Below are 14,637 nucleotides of genomic sequence, written 5' to 3'. Positions count from 1 at the left end.
CCGGTCGGGCGTAGCATGATCTGCGTCGTCCGCACGGACGATGGGCGCACTCGCGCTCCCTGACCCCCAGCGGCCGCCGCCCGATCCCTCATCCTGACGCGGCGGCCCCGACAAGGAGAGGTATGTCCTCCACCCCAACAACGGCCGCTTCCGGGCGCCGACAGGCCAGCGTGCGCGAGCTGACGCTGCGAGGCGTCGTCCTCGGCGGTCTCATCACGCTGATCTTCACCGCCGCCAACGTCTACCTCGGTCTCAAGGTCGGCCTGACGTTCGCCACTTCGATCCCCGCTGCCGTGATCTCCATGGCGGTGCTGCGCTTCTTCAGCCACACCATCCAGGAGAACAACATCGTCCAGACGATCGCCTCAGCAGCCGGCACGCTGTCCGCGATCATCTTCGTGCTGCCCGGCCTGGTCATCGTCGGCTGGTGGGCGGGCTTCCCGTACTGGACCACCGCACTGGTGTGCGCCGTCGGCGGCATCCTCGGCGTCACCTACTCCATCCCGCTGCGCCGCACCCTCGTCACCGGCAGCGACCTGCCGTATCCCGAGGGTGTGGCCGCCGCTGAGGTGCTGAAGGTCGGCGACAGCGCCGGCTCCTCCGAGGAGAACAAGCGCGGACTGCACGTCATCATCGCCGGCGCCCTCGGCGCCGCCGCCTTCTCCCTGTTCGCCAACCTCAAGGTCCTCGCCAGCTCCGTGGGCACCGCCCTGCGCCTCGGCTCCGGCGGCACCATGGTGGGCGGCAGCCTCTCCCTCGCCCTCATCGGCGTGGGCCACCTGGTCGGCATCACGGTCGGCATCGCCATGATCATCGGCATGATCATCTCCTACGGCATCCTCCTGCCGACCCTCACCCAGGGGCAGATTCCGGCCGACGCCGACCTGATGGAGACCGTCGGCGGCATCTTCGGCAGCGACGTCCGCTTCATCGGCGCCGGCACCATCGCCGTGGCCGCTGTGTGGACCCTGCTGAAGCTGATCGTCCCCATCGTCCGCGGCATCTCCGAGGCGCTCGCCTCCAACCGTCGCCGCCGCGGTGGCGACGAGGTCGACATCACCGAACGCGACATTCCGATGTCGCTGGTCCTGGGCATCACCCTGCTGTCCATGATCCCGATCGGCCTGCTGCTGTGGTCCTTCCTCAAGGACACCGCGATCTCCCACCACACCGGCAGCCTGATCGCCGTCGCCGTGGTCTTCACCCTGCTGATCGGCCTCGTCGTCGCCTCCGTGTGCGGCTACATGGCCGGCCTCATCGGCGCCTCCAACTCGCCGATATCCGGCGTGGGCATCCTGGTGGCGATCGCCGCAGCCCTCGTGGTGAAGCTGGTGCACGGCACCTCCGGTGCTGACACCGCGTCCCTGGTCGCCTTCACCCTGTTCACCGCGGCGATCGTGTTCGGCATCGGCACGATCTCCAACGACAACCTGCAGGACCTCAAGACCGGCCAGCTCGTGGGCGCGACCCCGTGGAAGCAGCAGGTCGCTCTGATCATCGGCGTCATCTTCGGCTCGATCATCATCCCGCCGGTGCTGCAGCTGATGCACACCGCCTTCGGCTTCGCCGGTGACCCGAACGCGGGCCCGGACGCCCTGGCGGCACCGCAGGCGTCGCTGATCTCCTCCCTGGTGAAGGGCGTGCTCGGCGGCGACCTCAACTGGGGCCTCATCGGCATCGGCGCCCTCATCGGCGCCGTGGTGATCGTCATCGACGAGGCACTCCGGGCCACGTCGAAGGGTAAGAAGCGCGCCCTGGCCCTGCCGCCGCTCGCAGTCGGCATGGGCATGTACCTGCCGATGGAGCTGACCCTGATCATCCCGATCGGCGCCCTCATCGGCCTGGTCTACAACCGTTGGGCCTCCACGTCGAAGCGCCCGGAGGTCATGAAGCGCCTCGGCATTCTGCTGGCCACCGGTCTCATCGTGGGCGAGTCGCTCTTCGGTGTCGTGTTCGCCGGTGTGGTGGCGGCCTCCGGTGAAGCGGAACCGCTCGCGATCGTGGGTGAGAGCTTCCAGTCCGTCGCCATGATCCTCGGCGTCCTCGCATTCGCCGGCATCATCGCGGTGCTGTACCGCTGGGTGATGGGTCTGCAGAAGACCCTGCCGGCAGCCGACGAGACCGCTGAGCCCACCGGTCGCCGCGCCGCACGCTGATGTGCTGCTGAAGGCCAGCTGACGCGCCGACGGCGCTGATGCGCACGCGCCCTCCGCTTCCCGTTTCGGGAGGTGGAGGGCGCTTCTCGTTGGGGACCGCGATCGCCGCGCTTCGGGCATGAAGAAACCGGCGAGTCTGGCTTCCCCTCCAGACTCGCCGGTCAGCATTCATCATACACACTCTGCGGCGCGAGGTGTAATCGAGTGCGCATATCCGCTGCGCGGCTCAGGCGTCGGACTGCTCCCGCAGCTCGGCGATCGCCTTCTCGAAGTCCTCGAGTGAGTCGAAGTTCCGGTAGACGGACGCGAAGCGCAGGTACGCCACGAGGTCCAGGTCCTTCAGCGGCTGCAGGATCGCAAGGCCCACATCGTGCGCCTCGATCTCACTGACTCCAGTGAGGCGAATGCTCTCCTCCACCTTCTGTGCGAGCACCGCGAGCTGATCATCGGTGACGGGCCGGCCCTGGCAGGCCTTGCGGACACCGGAGATGACCTTGGAACGGCTGAAGGGTTCGCCCACACCAGAGCGCTTCACCACGGACAGCGACGCTGATTCGATCGTGGAGAAGCGGCGCGAGCAGCTCGGGCACTGGCGGCGCCGGCGGATGACGGTGCCGTCATCCGCTGTCCGTGAATCGACGACGCGGGAGTCAGTGTGGCGACAGAAAGGGCAATGCACAGCGTCATCCTACTAAACGGCCTGACAGTCCCACCGTCACGCTGGGTGGAGGAACAGCTCCGCCCCGTCACCGGCGGCGATGAGGTGGTTCGCGGGTGACGGGGCGGGCTGGGTCCGGTGGTGCCGGTCAGGACACGGGAAGGTGCAGGCTCTGACCGCGCTGCACGACGCCGTTCTGCAGGTCGTTGAGGTCCTCCACCATGAGGATGTAGTCGCGGACATCGGTGCCCTCCGGGGCGTACTGCGAGGCGATGCCCCACAGGGTGTCCCCCTCGTGCACGGTCACGGTGACGTACTCGGTGGTGGCGGTGGAGCCCGCTTCAGCGGCGGGCGTGAAGGAGGCCATGCCCATCAGGAACGCCAGGCTGAGCGCGACCGAGGCGATCAGCAGGCCGAGGACCACACGACCACGACGGGTGATGCGCAGGCGAACATCTGGTCGAAGAGCGACGGGACGAACGGTGGTGGCAGTCATGATTGGAATCCTTGTTCGATGTGCGAATGACTTGACCCTACGATCACTTGTTCGACGAAGTCAAGACTCTTTCGAACGATCGTTTGAATATGCGGCTTGGGCCACGTACTCTTGAGTCGAGACAGACTCAAACAGAGGGGTGCGACATTTAAAGTCGCCCCATCGCGGAAAGGGCGCTGATGACCGAGACGAACGAGACCACCGACGGCGCTGCTCGCCCCCGTCTGACCGCCCGTCAGCGCCGCATCCTGGACGTCATCGAGGATGCGATCCGCGAGCACGGCTACCCGCCGTCCATGCGCGAGATCGCCTCGAAGGCGGGCCTGGCCTCCCCCTCCTCCGTGCTGCACCAGCTGACCGTCCTGGAGACCAAGGGCTATGTGCGCCGCGACCCGAACCGCCCGCGCGCCCTCGAGCTCGTCCAGGGGGATGATGCTCCCGCTCCGACCAGCGGCGACTTCAACGGCATCCAGCCGGCCGCCACCACGAACGTGCCGCTGGTCGGCCGCATCGCCGCCGGTTCGCCGATCACCGCCGAAGAGCAGATCGAGGACGTGTTCACACTGCCGTCCCAGCTGGTCGGTGACGGCAACCTGTTCCTGCTGAAGGTCGTGGGCGATTCGATGATCGATGCCGCGATCTGCGACGGCGACTGGGTCGTCGTCCGCGCGCAGCGGGTGGCTGAGCAGGGAGAGATCGTCGCCGCGATGATCGACGGCGAAGCCACCGTGAAGTCGTTGCACATGCGGGACGGCCACGTGTGGCTGATGCCACACAACCCCGCCTACACGCCGATCCTCGGCGACCTCAGCGAAATCCTCGGCAAGGTCGTGGCGGTGCTCCGCTCCGTCTGACCAGCCGCTGGCCTGCCCGGCCCACCCGGTCGTCTCCGTCCCATGCGCCTCCGGTTCGCCGCCGGGGGCGCATGTGCGTCTCCCGGCTGGTTCCGCCCCGGACGGGCGCGGCTCTCAGGACCTGCGCGGCGCCGCGGCGAGGCGCTCCAGCGCTCCCAGCGCCACGGACGCGCGCTGCGTGTACCACAGCGGCGGCATCGCCTGCCGCAGATACGAACCGTACCGCCGCGTCGCGAGCCGTGAATCCAGCACCGCCACCATTCCCCGGTCGCTGCGGGTGCGGATCAGCCGCCCCGCGCCCTGCGCCATCAGCAGTGCCGCGTGCCGCGCAGACACCGCCATGAACCCGTTCTTCCCGGACTCGCTGAGCCGCTCCTGCAGAGCCGCCTTCAGCGGGTCATCCGGCCGCGGGAACGGGATCCGGTCGATCACCACCAGCCGGCACGCATCTCCCGGTACGTCCACGCCCTGCCACAGTGACAGCGTCCCGAACAGGCACATCGACCAGTCCTCACGGAACTGGCGCACCAGGTTCGTCAGCGAGTCCTCGCCCTGCAGCCCCACCGTCAGGCCCGTGTGGGCGCGGACGTAGTCCGCCGCCGTCTCCGCTGCGCGGCGGGAGGAGAACAGTCCCAGGACGCCGCCCTCGCTCGCCTCCGCGAGCTCCACCAGATGCTCCAGCAGCTGCTGGGACAGACCCTCGCGTCCGGGCGGCGGCAGCTGCGATGCGCAGTAGAGGATGCCCTGCTTCGGGTAGTCGAACGGGCTGCCGACGTCGATGCCCGCCCACTGCTCCCGCTCCGCGGACGACGACTCCCGCATGAACCCGCTCATCGGGGCGCCCAGATCCACTCGCGACCGGGGGAACAGGCCGACGGATCCCGCCGCCTGATCGAACCTGCCCGCGAGCGCCAGGGTCGCGGAGGTGAAGACCGTGGTGCGCTGATCGAGGATGGCGCGGCGCATCGCCGAGGCGACGCTCAGCGGCGCCACCTCGATGATGGAGCGTCCCGTCATCTCCGAGTGGGAGATGTAGCGGACATCGTCCTCATCCGGGCTGATGAGGCGGGCGCACACATCCATGATCTCCTGGAGCTTGGTGCGGGCCGCTTTGCGCGCCCCGGCCGTGGAGGCGGCAGTCGAGTCACCGGCGTCCTTGGCATCGGAGTGGGCTTGGCGCGCTTCGATCTCCAGCAGTGTGATGGCGTCGCTGAGGACAGGCGGCATGTCGCCGGTGATGCGTCCGTCGGGCTGCAGGCCGAGGGCGTCCCCGAGGGCGTGGCCGGCGTCGTCGAGGGCGGTGGAGACCACGCCGAGACCTCGCAGGTCCCGCACCGCAGAGCGGACGTGGCCGGCGCTGAGCGTTTCGGTGACGGCGCCGGTGACACGGGCGGCGAGCTCGTGGGCCTCGTCGATGATGACGACGTCGTGCTCGGGGATGATGCCGTGCCCGTCGAACGCGTCGATCGCCAGCAGGGCATGGTTGGTGACGATGATGTCGGATTCCTTCGCGATGGCGCGGTTGCGCTCCGCGAAGCAGGAGTCCTTCATCGGGCACTGCGCGCCGAGGCATTGGGCGCCGGTGACGGACACCTGCCGCCAGGCACGGTCCGAGACGGGGGTGCGCAGGTCGTCGCGGTTGCCGGTGTCGGTGTCCTCCGCCCATTCGCGCAGCCGCTTCACCTGGTCGCCGAGGCGTTCGGACGCGGCCGGCTCACCTGTGACGGACGCTTCGCTGAACAGGGCGCCGGGGTCGAGGTCGTCCGGGTAGCCGCCGGCGATCTTGTGCAGGCACAGGTAGTTGGAGCGGCCCTTCAGCAGGCTGAACGACGGGGTGCGCTCCAGCATCGGGGCGAGCGCGTCCACCAGTCGGGGCAGGTCCTTCTCCACGATCTGGTTCTGCAGCGCGATGGTGGCGGTGGAGATCACCACCGGGGCGTCGTTCTCGACGGCGTAGGCGAGTGCGGGCACGAGGTAGGCGAGGGACTTGCCGGTCCCGGTACCGGCCTGCACCAGCAGATGCCGCTTGTCCTCCAGGGACTGGGCGATGCCCTCCGCCATGGTGCGCTGACCGGTGCGGACTTCACCGCCGACCGCGCCAACAGCGGCTTCCAGGAGCTGAGGGATCGGTGCGGTGGCCATTGGTCGATCCTACCCGCGCCTGACCGCTCGTCAGCGGACCCGCGCTTCGTCGAGTTCAGCGGCGAGACGGCCGTCCACACGGGCGTGCACGTGGGTGCCGTTCTCCTCGAACTCCTCGCTGATCATCTCGCCCGTGGTGTGGACGCGGGAGACGAGGTCGCCGCGGGTGTACGGCACCACGAGGTCCACCTCTTCGGTGGGCTGCGGGAGGCGCTCCGCGATCATCTCGCGCAGCTCCTCGATGCCCTCACCGGTGATGGCGGACACCGCGACGGAGTCCTGGACCTGGGAGCGCAGCCGCGCCAGGGTCTCAGGGGCGGCGAGGTCCGCCTTGTTGAAGACGACGAGTTCGGGGACGTCGAAGTCCTCGATGTCTGAGAGGACTTCCCGCACCGCCTGGATCTGGCCCTCCGGGTCGGGGTGGCCGGCGTCGACCACATGCAGCAGCAGGTCCGCGTCGGCGACTTCTTCGAGGGTGGAGCGGAACGCTTCGACCAGTTCGTGCGGGAGGTGGCGCACGAAGCCGACGGTGTCCGCGAACGTGAACTCGCGGCCGTCGGGGGTCTGCGCGCGCCGCACCGTCGGGTCGAGGGTGGCGAACAGGGCGTTCTCCACGAGGACCCCGGCGCGGGTGAGGCGGTTGAGCAGCGAGGACTTCCCGGCGTTGGTGTAGCCGGCGATGGCCACCGCGGGCACGTCGCGGCGGTACCGGTCGGCGCGTTTGGCGGCACGACTGGGCGCCATCTCCTTGATCTCCCGGCGCAGCTTCGCCATGCGGGTGCGGATGCGGCGGCGGTCCAGTTCGATCTTCGTCTCACCGGGGCCTCGGGAGCCGATGCCGGCGCCGCCGGCGACTCGGCCACCGGCCTGACGGGACATCGATTCGCCCCAGCCGCGCAGACGCGGCAGCAGGTACTCGAGCTGTGCGAGCTCCACCTGCGCCTTGCCTTCGCGGCTCTTCGCGTGCTGGGCGAAGATGTCGAGGATGAGGGCGGTGCGGTCGATGACCTTCACCTTCACGATGTCCTCGAGGGCGCGGCGCTGGGAGGGGCCGAGCTGGCCGTCGGCGATGACGGTGTCGGCACCGACCTCCGCCACGAGGTCCGCGAGTTCGAGCGCCTTTCCCTTGCCGAGGAAGGTGGCGGGGTCCGGGTGGGCGCGGCGCTGCATGACGCCGTCGAGGACGGTGGAGCCGGCGGTTTCGGCGAGGGCGGCGAGTTCCCGCATGGAGTTCTCGGCGTCGGTGACGTTGCCGGTGGTGAACAGGCCCGCGAGGACCACGTTCTCGAGCCGCAGTTCGCGGTATTCGACCTCGGTGACGTCGTCGAGCTCGGTGGAGAGGCCGTCGACGCGGCGCAGGGCGTGGCGGTCGGCGAGGTCGAACTGGTCGCCGTCGGAGTCGCTGCTGGAGTAGGTGAAGGCGGAGATGGAGGCGTCACCGCGGGACAGGACGCGGTCCATCAGCGAGCTGCCGCGGCCCCGTGCGGTGTCCGCTGCCCCGTCGGCCGCGCCCGCCTGCCCGGTTCCGTCATGCTCCCCGCGGGCGGGGGCGTCGGAGTCGAGGCTGAACTCGGGGTCGGGGGTGAAGGAGGTGGGCAAGTCGGGGGCCTTCTCTCGGTCGGCGGTGGTGGTGATGCTCCAGCATGGCACGCCCAGGGCGCGGGGTCGATCGATTTATGGCCTACACTCCCCCATGTGACACGCGAAGCAGACACTCCCGGCACCCCCGCCCACTACTTTTCGCCCGCCGCGGGTGCGGATCTGCGCACTCGGGAGCTGCGGGTGCCGCTGGCCGGTGAGGAGCGCACCGTCCTCTCGGCCGACGGGATCTTCTCCTCCGACGGTCTGGACAAGGCGACGGCGCTGCTGCTCGCACAGACGGATCAGATGCCGCCGCTGGAGCCGGACAGCACCGTGCTGGACCTCGGCTGCGGCTGGGGACCGATCGCGCTCACGATGGCGCTGCTGCAGCCGCAGGCGCGGGTCCTCGCCGTGGACGTCAACGAGCATGCGCGCGCGGTGTGCGCCCTGAACGCCCAGCGCCTGGGCCTGACGAACATCGAGGTCATCGCCCCCGAGGAATTCCGGGAGGGCGACCGGATCGACGCGATCTGGTCGAACCCGCCGATCCGGATCGGGAAGCAGGCGCTGCACGAACTGCTGCGGCTGTGGCTGGACCGCCTCACCCCGGAGGGGACGGCGTCGATGATCGTCGGCAAGAACCTGGGGGCGGACTCCCTCGCCGCCTGGATCGGCCGGGAATGGCCGGACCGCCGGGTCGAGCGGCTGAACAGCTCGAAGGGGTTCCGCCTGCTGCAGGTCAGTCGGCGCGGCTGAGCACTGCGGGCCCGGCGAGGGTCATGTGGGCGTCGCTGTCCCACCCGATGCGCAGCTGGCCGCCGCGCACGTCCACCAGCCACTGCTCACCCCAGCCCTCGCCGAGGGCGTCAGCGGTCGCGGCGACCGCAGCGGTGGCGCCGGTGCCGCAGGACAGGGTCTCCCCCACTCCACGTTCGAACACGCGCATGCGGATGTGGCGGTCGCCGAGGACCTGCACGAATTCGATGTTGGCGCCGTCGGCCGGTTCGGGTGTGAGGTCGGGCCGGTCAGCGAGGTTGAGACAGTCGTAGTCGACGCCGTCGGGCAGCTGCACCACGCAGTGCGGGTTGCCGAGGTCGACATCGCGGCCTTCGAACGAGTCGGAGTCGACCGTCACCATGCGGACGGCGTCATTGGTGCGGGCAGGGCCCATGCCCACCTTCACCTGCCATTGCTCGTCGCCGCCGCTGGGCGCCTGCTCAATGGTGACGGAGCGTTCGCCGGCGCGGGTCATGATGGGGAACTCGTCGGCCTCCACCCAGCCGCGGTCGCGGAGGTGGGCGGCGAACACACGCACGCCGTTGCCGCACATCTGGGCGATGGAGCCATCGGCGTTGCGGTAGTCCATGAACCATTCGTGGCCGGTGCCGTCGGGCCGGTCACCGGAGGCGATGAACCCTTCGCCGCTGGCGGCGGTGCGCACCACCCGGATGACGCCGTCGGCGCTGTCCTCACCCCAGAGGGCGGCGAGGTCGCGGACGTCCTGCTCGGTCAGCGCGAGTTCGCCGTCGGGATCGTCGACGAGCACGAACGTGTTCTTGGTGCCGTGCCCGAAGCTGATGCGGGGGTCGGTGCTGCGAAGTCCCATGGGGCGCAGTCTACGCCGGGCTCCCGGACGCAACCAGGGTCTGGATCCGGGCGACGGGGTCGGGGCCGGCGGCGTCGATCCAGGTGATCCGCGGGTCGCGGCGGAACCACGTGTCCTGTTTGCGCACGAGGCGGCGCGTCCCGGTGATGGTCTGGTCGATCGCCTCGGCCCAGGTGAGGTCGCCGCGCAGGTGGGCGAGCATCTGGGCGTACCCGATGGCCTGTCGGGCGGTCCTCCCCTCGGTGATGCCGCTGTCGATGAGGTCGCGCACTTCGTCCAGGAGCCCCTGCTCCGCCATGAGGTGCACGCGGCGCTCCACCCGCTGGTGAAGGTCGTCGCGGTCGCGGCGGATCGCGGTGTGGATGACCCACGGGTCGGCGTAGGTGTAGCTGGGCAGGAACGCGGTGAACGGCTCCCCGGTGAGCTCGATGACTTCGAGGGCGCGGACGATGCGGCGGGCGTCGCCGACCTGGATCCGCTGGGCGGCCGACGGGTCCTTCTCGGCGAGGGTGCGGTGCGCTGCGGCGCTGCCGACCTCCCGGGCCCAGAGTTCGAGGCGGCGCCGGACGGCGGGATCCGTCGGCGGGAAGCGGATCTCATCGGTGAGGGCCCGCAGGTACAGTCCGGAGCCGCCGACTGCGATCGGCACCCGTCCGCGGGAGCGGATCTCGTGGACGCGGGCGCGGGCGTCCCGCTGGTACTGGGCGACGCTCGCTTCGTCGGTGACGTCGAGGACGTCCAGCAGGTGGTGGGGGATGCCGCGGCGCTCAGCGGGCGGGGTCTTCGCTGTGCCGATGTCCATGCCGCGGTAGAACTGGAGGGCATCCGCGTTGATGATCTCCCCGCCGATGCGGTCGGCAAGCGCGATGGCGATGTCGCTCTTGCCGGTGGCGGTGGCGCCGGCGATGACGATCAAGGGGATGTCCATGGATCGATTCTTCCATCTTCGGCAGCGATGTGGTGGCGCCTGCAGGGGTGGGTTAGCGTTGGTTGCCGACAGTCCGCGGCCCCTGAAGGGCCGCGTGGGCGCCCGAGACGAAGGATGAGCGATGCCTACACGACCTGAGCGCGACCAGCTGCCTGCATCGACGCGGCCGCGCCTGACCCTGGGACGGATCACTGACGCCCTGCAGCGCCACGGCTACTCGTTCGTCCCTGACGATGAGCATGAGAACTCGGTGCGGGCGCGGTTCGATTCGTACCCGTTCACGTTCATGGTGACCGGTGAGCACGATTCGCTGCTGCTGATCCGCGGCCGGTGGGACACCATGCCGGGGGCGGATCAGAAGCTGGACTGTGTGCGCGTCTGCAATCACTGGAACATGGAGCGCATGTGGCCGAAGGTGTACGTGCGGCGCGAGAACGATGAGGCGCTCGGCGTGTACGGCGAGACGGTGATGGACTTCCGCTTCGGTGTTGATGACGCGGAGCTGGACCACACGATCACCACGGCCCTGTCCACCATCATCACCTTCTTCCACAACGTGGAGGAGGAGATCTCCGAAGGCGACGGCCCCGCCACCCGCTGATCGCGCCGCCCCCTACTTGACCCCCTGCTCGCGCCCCTGCTGCGGGGCGCGCACGCTCGGCATGCCGAGGCCGACGGGCCCCGCGGGTGCCGGCCCGGTGCCGCAGCCACCGGTGGAGCACGAGTCGTCCGCTGCGGTGAGGCGAGCCTGCCAGGCGTCACCGGAGCGGGTGCGTCGGATGCGGAACTCCCCTGCCGGCTCACCGCTGCTCGCGCCCGTCGGCGCCGAGGCGTGACCTGCATCGGCGGGCGTCACGCCGGAGTCCGCGACGAGGTAGAACGGCGCCGCAGCCGTAACCCGCGCCGTGACCGCATCGCCGGGGCGGGGCATATCGGCCTCGCTGAGGCCCGCGGGGATGCCGACGTGGACGAGACGGTTGTCGCGTGAGCGCCCGGACAGGCGATGGGTCTGCTGATCCCGGGTGCCCTCACCGTCGCCGATGATGACTTCCACTTCGGTGCCGATGAGCCGCTGGTTCTCTTCGGCGCTGATGCGGTCCTGCAGTGCGGTGAGGCGTTCGTACCGGTCCTGCACCACCTCCTTGGGCACCTGGTCCTCCATGTCGGCGGCGGGGGTGCCGGGACGCGGTGAGTACTGGAAGGTGAAGGCGCTGGAGAAGCGGGATGCCTCCACCACGTCGAGGGTGCGCTGGAAGTCGTCCTCGGTTTCGCCGGGGAAGCCGACGATGATGTCGGTGGTGATGGCAGCGTGCGGGATCCTTTCCCGCACGCTGTCGAGGATGCGGAGGAACTTCGCGGACCGGTAGGAGCGGCGCATCGCTTTCAGGATGCGGTCGGAGCCGGACTGCAGCGGCATGTGCAGCTGCGGCATCACGGTGGGGGTCTCCGCCATGGCGTCGATGACGTCATCGGTGAACATGGCGGGGTGCGGTGAGGTGAAGCGGATGCGCTCCAGGCCGTCGATCTCGCCGCAGGCGCGCAGCAGTTTCGCGAAGGCACCGCGGTCGCCGAACTCGACGCCATAGGAGTTGACGTTCTGGCCGAGCAGCGTCACTTCGATCGCGCCGGTGTCCACGAGGTGCTGCACTTCGGCGAGGATGTCGCCGGGGCGGCGATCCTTCTCCTTGCCGCGCAGGGAGGGGACGATGCAGAAGGTGCAGGTGTTGTTGCAACCCACGGAGATGGACACCCAGCCGGCGGCGGCGCTTTCGCGCTTCGTGGGGAGGGTGGAGGGGAACACTTCGAGGGATTCGAGGATCTCCACTTGGGCGTCGCGCTCGTGGCGGGCGCGGTCCAGCAGCACCGGCAGGGAGTGGATGTTGTGGGTGCCGAACACGACGTCCACCCAGGGGGCGCGGTCGGTGATGGTGGAGCGGTCCTTCTGGGCGAGGCACCCGCCGACGGCGATCTGCAGGTTGGGGTTGCGGCGCTTGGCGGGGCGGAGCATCCCGAGGTGGCCGTAGAGGCGCCGGTCGGCGTTCTCGCGGACCGCGCAGGTGTTGAACACGATGACGTCGACGTCGCCGCGTTCGACGTCGGCACTCTCCGGCGCGGGCGTGTACCCGGCGGTCTCCAGGAGGCCGGCGAGGCGCTCGGAGTCGTGGACGTTCATCTGGCAGCCGAAGGTGCGGACCTGGTAGGTGCCGCGGCCGGTGGTGGGGGTGCTCGTCATAGTGGGTTCAGCCTAGAAGAGTCGGCGGCAGCGGCGGTGCTCGGGCGCGGCCTGCTCCATCGCGAGCGGGCTGTCACGCCTGCCAGGGGACGCGGGCGATGTCCAGTTCCTGGTTGACGATCCGCAGGGCGAGGTTCTGCGAGTAGCCGCGGCGCTGCACGGCGGCGCACAGCCGACGCGCCATGGAGCGGCGATCGCGGCTCAGGGCGCGGGTGGAGCGCAGTTCTCTGTCGAGGCGGTCGCGGACGAGGGCGATGCACCGTTCGGTTTCGCTGCCGTCCTCCGTGTCGTCGATCGCGATGTTGATGATCGACTCGTCCACGCCTTTGGCTTCGAGTTCGCTGCGCAGGGCGCCGGTGCCGAGCTGCTTCGCGGCGCGGCGCTGCATGATCCATTCGGTGGCGAACAGGAAGTCGTTGATGAGGTCGGCTCGGTCCAGGCGGGCGATCACTTCGTCCACGAGCGCGGTGTCGACACGGTCGTTCTCGTCCCGGCAGCGTTCGGCCAGGCGGGTGCGCAGTTCGAATTCGGAGCGCAGGCGGCGGCCGATCAGGCCCATGCAGTAGCGCGCTTCCTTCACGACCCGCTTCTCATCCTCCGGGCTGCGGAATTCCCGCACCACACGGTTGCGGGGCGTCTCGCCGCGTTCGTAGGCGGCGAGGTTCTGCTGGAGGCCGCGGACCACAGGGTCAGGATGCGCGGAGCGGGCGTGCCGTGAGGTCACGCCCGCCCGCTCCGCCTGCTGGTCCCGCGGCCGCTCATCAGGCGGCTGCGCGGGCATCAGATCTTGACGGGGATCTCGTCATCGACGAACTCGCCTTCGGCACCCGCAGCGCCCTCGGCCTCCTCGGGCTTCTCGGCGTGGTCGCCGATGCCGAGCTTCGCGAGGATCTTGTGTTCGATGTCCACTGCGAGGTCCGGGTTGTCCTTGAGGAAGCGGCGGGCGTTCTCCTTGCCCTGGCCGAGCTGATCGCCCTCGTAGGTGAACCAGGCGCCGGACTTGCGGACGATGCCGTGCTCCACGCCCAGATCGATCAGGCCGCCTTCGCGGGAGATGCCTTCGCCGTAGAGGATGTCGAACTCGGCCTGCTTGAAGGGAGGGGCCATCTTGTTCTTCACGATCTTCACGCGGGTGCGGTTGCCGACCGAGTCGGTGCCCTGCTTCAGGGTCTCGATGCGGCGGATGTCCATGCGGACGGACGCGTAGAACTTCAGCGCCTTACCGCCGGTGGTGGTCTCGGGGCTGCCGAAGAACACGCCGATCTTCTCGCGCAGCTGGTTGATGAAGATGGCGGTGGTGCCGGTGGAGGACAGAGCACCGGCCAGCTTGCGCAGCGCCTGCGACATGAGGCGGGCCTGCAGACCCACGTGGGAGTCGCCCATTTCGCCTTCGATCTCGGCCTTCGGCACGAGTGCGGCGACGGAGTCGATCACGATGATGTCGATGGCACCGGAGCGCACCAGCATGTCCGTGATCTCCAGGGCCTGTTCACCGGTGTCCGGCTGGGAGACGAGGAGGGAGTCGGTGTCCACGCCGAGCTTCTTGGCGTACTCGGGGTCGAGGGCGTGCTCGGCGTCCACGAAAGCGGCGATGCCGCCGTTGCGTTGGGCATTGGCGACGGCGTGGAGGGCAACGGTGGTCTTACCGCTGGACTCCGGGCCGTAGACCTCCACGATGCGGCCGCGGGGCAGACCACCGATGCCGAGCGCGACATCCAGAGCGACCGAGCCGGTGGGCACGACCTCGACCGGCGGACGGGTGTCATCGCCCAGGCGCATGACCGAGCCCTTGCCGAACTGGCGGTCGATCTGTGCGAGCGCTGCATCCAGCGACTTGTCTCGGTCCTTCGGGGCTGCTGCCATGACAGGTTCCTTTCCTCACGTCTCTTCGTGGTTCGGTCCCACTCTAGAGAGGGGGTGCGACATTTAAAGTCCGGCAGCCGTCCGGTGCGCAAGTGCAGGCGTGGACAACCGCTGGACCCA

Annotated in this window: 13 protein-coding genes; 4 read left to right on the top strand and 9 right to left on the bottom strand. The window is 69.2% G+C overall.

Features of this window, described 5'->3' with window-relative positions; translation table 11 throughout:
* Nucleotides 1-122: 122 nt before the first annotated feature.
* Nucleotides 123-2,156 (top strand): OPT family oligopeptide transporter, encoded by a 2,034-nt coding sequence (locus FHX50_RS00345; RefSeq protein WP_183373500.1) that lies wholly within the window; start codon nucleotides 123-125, stop codon nucleotides 2,154-2,156.
* A gap of 226 nt (nucleotides 2,157-2,382) precedes the next feature.
* Here FHX50_RS00345 and nrdR read toward each other — a convergent pair whose 3' ends face one another.
* Nucleotides 2,383-2,835 (bottom strand): transcriptional regulator NrdR, encoded by a 453-nt coding sequence (gene nrdR / locus FHX50_RS00340; protein ID WP_183373499.1) that lies wholly within the window; start codon nucleotides 2,833-2,835, stop codon nucleotides 2,383-2,385.
* Between the two features lie 127 nt (nucleotides 2,836-2,962).
* The gene (yneA, locus tag FHX50_RS00335) at nucleotides 2,963-3,310 is read right to left on the bottom strand and encodes a cell division suppressor protein YneA (RefSeq protein WP_183373498.1); all 348 of its coding nucleotides are present in this window, start codon (nucleotides 3,308-3,310) and stop codon (nucleotides 2,963-2,965) included.
* 179 nt (nucleotides 3,311-3,489) lie between these two features.
* Between yneA and lexA the strand changes: the two genes are divergently transcribed.
* On the top strand, nucleotides 3,490-4,164 hold the full coding sequence (gene lexA, locus FHX50_RS00330; RefSeq protein ID WP_183373497.1) for a transcriptional repressor LexA: 675 nt from the start codon (nucleotides 3,490-3,492) through the stop codon (nucleotides 4,162-4,164).
* 114 nt (nucleotides 4,165-4,278) lie between these two features.
* Here lexA and FHX50_RS00325 read toward each other — a convergent pair whose 3' ends face one another.
* Both FHX50_RS00325 and hflX read right to left on the bottom strand, forming a co-directional pair.
* Entirely contained in the window at nucleotides 4,279-6,306 is a 2,028-nt protein-coding gene (locus FHX50_RS00325) for an ATP-dependent DNA helicase (RefSeq protein WP_183373496.1), read from the bottom strand.
* 30 nt (nucleotides 6,307-6,336) lie between these two features.
* Nucleotides 6,337-7,905 (bottom strand): GTPase HflX, encoded by a 1,569-nt coding sequence (gene hflX, locus FHX50_RS00320; RefSeq protein WP_425485164.1) that lies wholly within the window; start codon nucleotides 7,903-7,905, stop codon nucleotides 6,337-6,339.
* Nucleotides 7,906-8,001: 96 nt separating this feature from the next.
* Here hflX and FHX50_RS00315 point away from each other — a divergent pair, with 96 nt between their 5' ends.
* Nucleotides 8,002-8,643, top strand: a complete 642-nt coding sequence (locus FHX50_RS00315; protein WP_239376100.1) for a class I SAM-dependent methyltransferase — start codon at nucleotides 8,002-8,004, stop codon at nucleotides 8,641-8,643.
* On the opposite strand, the gene dapF is transcribed toward FHX50_RS00315, so the two are convergent.
* Nucleotides 8,627-9,493 carry a diaminopimelate epimerase gene (dapF, locus tag FHX50_RS00310; RefSeq protein WP_183373494.1) on the bottom strand — a complete coding sequence of 289 codons (867 nt, stop codon included), beginning with the start codon at nucleotides 9,491-9,493 and terminating at the stop codon, nucleotides 8,627-8,629. The genes FHX50_RS00315 and dapF overlap by 17 nt on opposite strands.
* 10 nt (nucleotides 9,494-9,503) lie before the next feature.
* Nucleotides 9,504-10,421, bottom strand: coding sequence for a tRNA (adenosine(37)-N6)-dimethylallyltransferase MiaA (gene miaA / locus FHX50_RS00305; RefSeq protein WP_183373493.1), 918 nt, complete (start codon nucleotides 10,419-10,421; stop codon nucleotides 9,504-9,506).
* A 121-nt stretch (nucleotides 10,422-10,542) separates the two neighbouring features.
* Here miaA and FHX50_RS00300 point away from each other — a divergent pair, with 121 nt between their 5' ends.
* Nucleotides 10,543-11,022 (top strand): type III secretion system chaperone family protein, encoded by a 480-nt coding sequence (locus tag FHX50_RS00300; RefSeq protein ID WP_183373492.1) that lies wholly within the window; start codon nucleotides 10,543-10,545, stop codon nucleotides 11,020-11,022.
* A 12-nt stretch (nucleotides 11,023-11,034) separates the two neighbouring features.
* Here FHX50_RS00300 and miaB read toward each other — a convergent pair whose 3' ends face one another.
* The 3 genes from miaB to recA all read right to left on the bottom strand — a co-directional run bounded on the left by miaB (nucleotide 11,035) and on the right by recA (nucleotide 14,517).
* Complete coding sequence (gene miaB / locus FHX50_RS00295) at nucleotides 11,035-12,654, bottom strand: tRNA (N6-isopentenyl adenosine(37)-C2)-methylthiotransferase MiaB (protein ID WP_183373491.1); 1,620 nt, start codon at nucleotides 12,652-12,654, stop codon at nucleotides 11,035-11,037.
* Nucleotides 12,655-12,727: 73 nt separating this feature from the next.
* Nucleotides 12,728-13,378: a regulatory protein RecX gene (locus FHX50_RS00290; RefSeq protein WP_183373490.1), complete on the bottom strand. Its 651-nt coding sequence runs from the start codon at nucleotides 13,376-13,378 to the stop codon at nucleotides 12,728-12,730.
* Nucleotides 13,379-13,434: 56 nt separating this feature from the next.
* Nucleotides 13,435-14,517, bottom strand: coding sequence for a recombinase RecA (gene recA, locus FHX50_RS00285; RefSeq protein ID WP_183373489.1), 1,083 nt, complete (start codon nucleotides 14,515-14,517; stop codon nucleotides 13,435-13,437).
* Nucleotides 14,518-14,637 lie beyond the last annotated feature (120 nt).

The organism is Helcobacillus massiliensis, assembly GCF_014191425.1.
In the GTDB taxonomy this organism is placed as follows: Bacteria; Actinomycetota; Actinomycetes; order Actinomycetales; family Dermabacteraceae; genus Helcobacillus; species Helcobacillus massiliensis.
Note: the sequence above shows the minus strand (reverse complement) of the source record. Positions and strands in the feature narration are given on the sequence as shown.

Bases quoted from the DNA above. Each gene is read 5' to 3' on its own strand.
- miaB (WP_183373491.1), bottom strand. From the start codon at position 12,654: ATGACGAGCACCCCCACCACCGGCCGCGGCACCTACCAGGTCCGCACC.
- dapF (WP_183373494.1), bottom strand. From the start codon at position 9,493: ATGGGACTTCGCAGCACCGACCCCCGCATCAGCTTCGGGCACGGCACC.
- FHX50_RS00325 (WP_183373496.1), bottom strand. From the start codon at position 6,306: ATGGCCACCGCACCGATCCCTCAGCTCCTGGAAGCCGCTGTTGGCGCG.
- FHX50_RS00300 (WP_183373492.1), top strand. From the start codon at position 10,543: ATGCCTACACGACCTGAGCGCGACCAGCTGCCTGCATCGACGCGGCCG.
- lexA (WP_183373497.1), top strand. From the start codon at position 3,490: ATGACCGAGACGAACGAGACCACCGACGGCGCTGCTCGCCCCCGTCTG.
- FHX50_RS00345 (WP_183373500.1), top strand. From the start codon at position 123: ATGTCCTCCACCCCAACAACGGCCGCTTCCGGGCGCCGACAGGCCAGC.
- recA (WP_183373489.1), bottom strand. From the start codon at position 14,517: ATGGCAGCAGCCCCGAAGGACCGAGACAAGTCGCTGGATGCAGCGCTC.
- miaA (WP_183373493.1), bottom strand. From the start codon at position 10,421: ATGGACATCCCCTTGATCGTCATCGCCGGCGCCACCGCCACCGGCAAG.
- yneA (WP_183373498.1), bottom strand. From the start codon at position 3,310: ATGACTGCCACCACCGTTCGTCCCGTCGCTCTTCGACCAGATGTTCGC.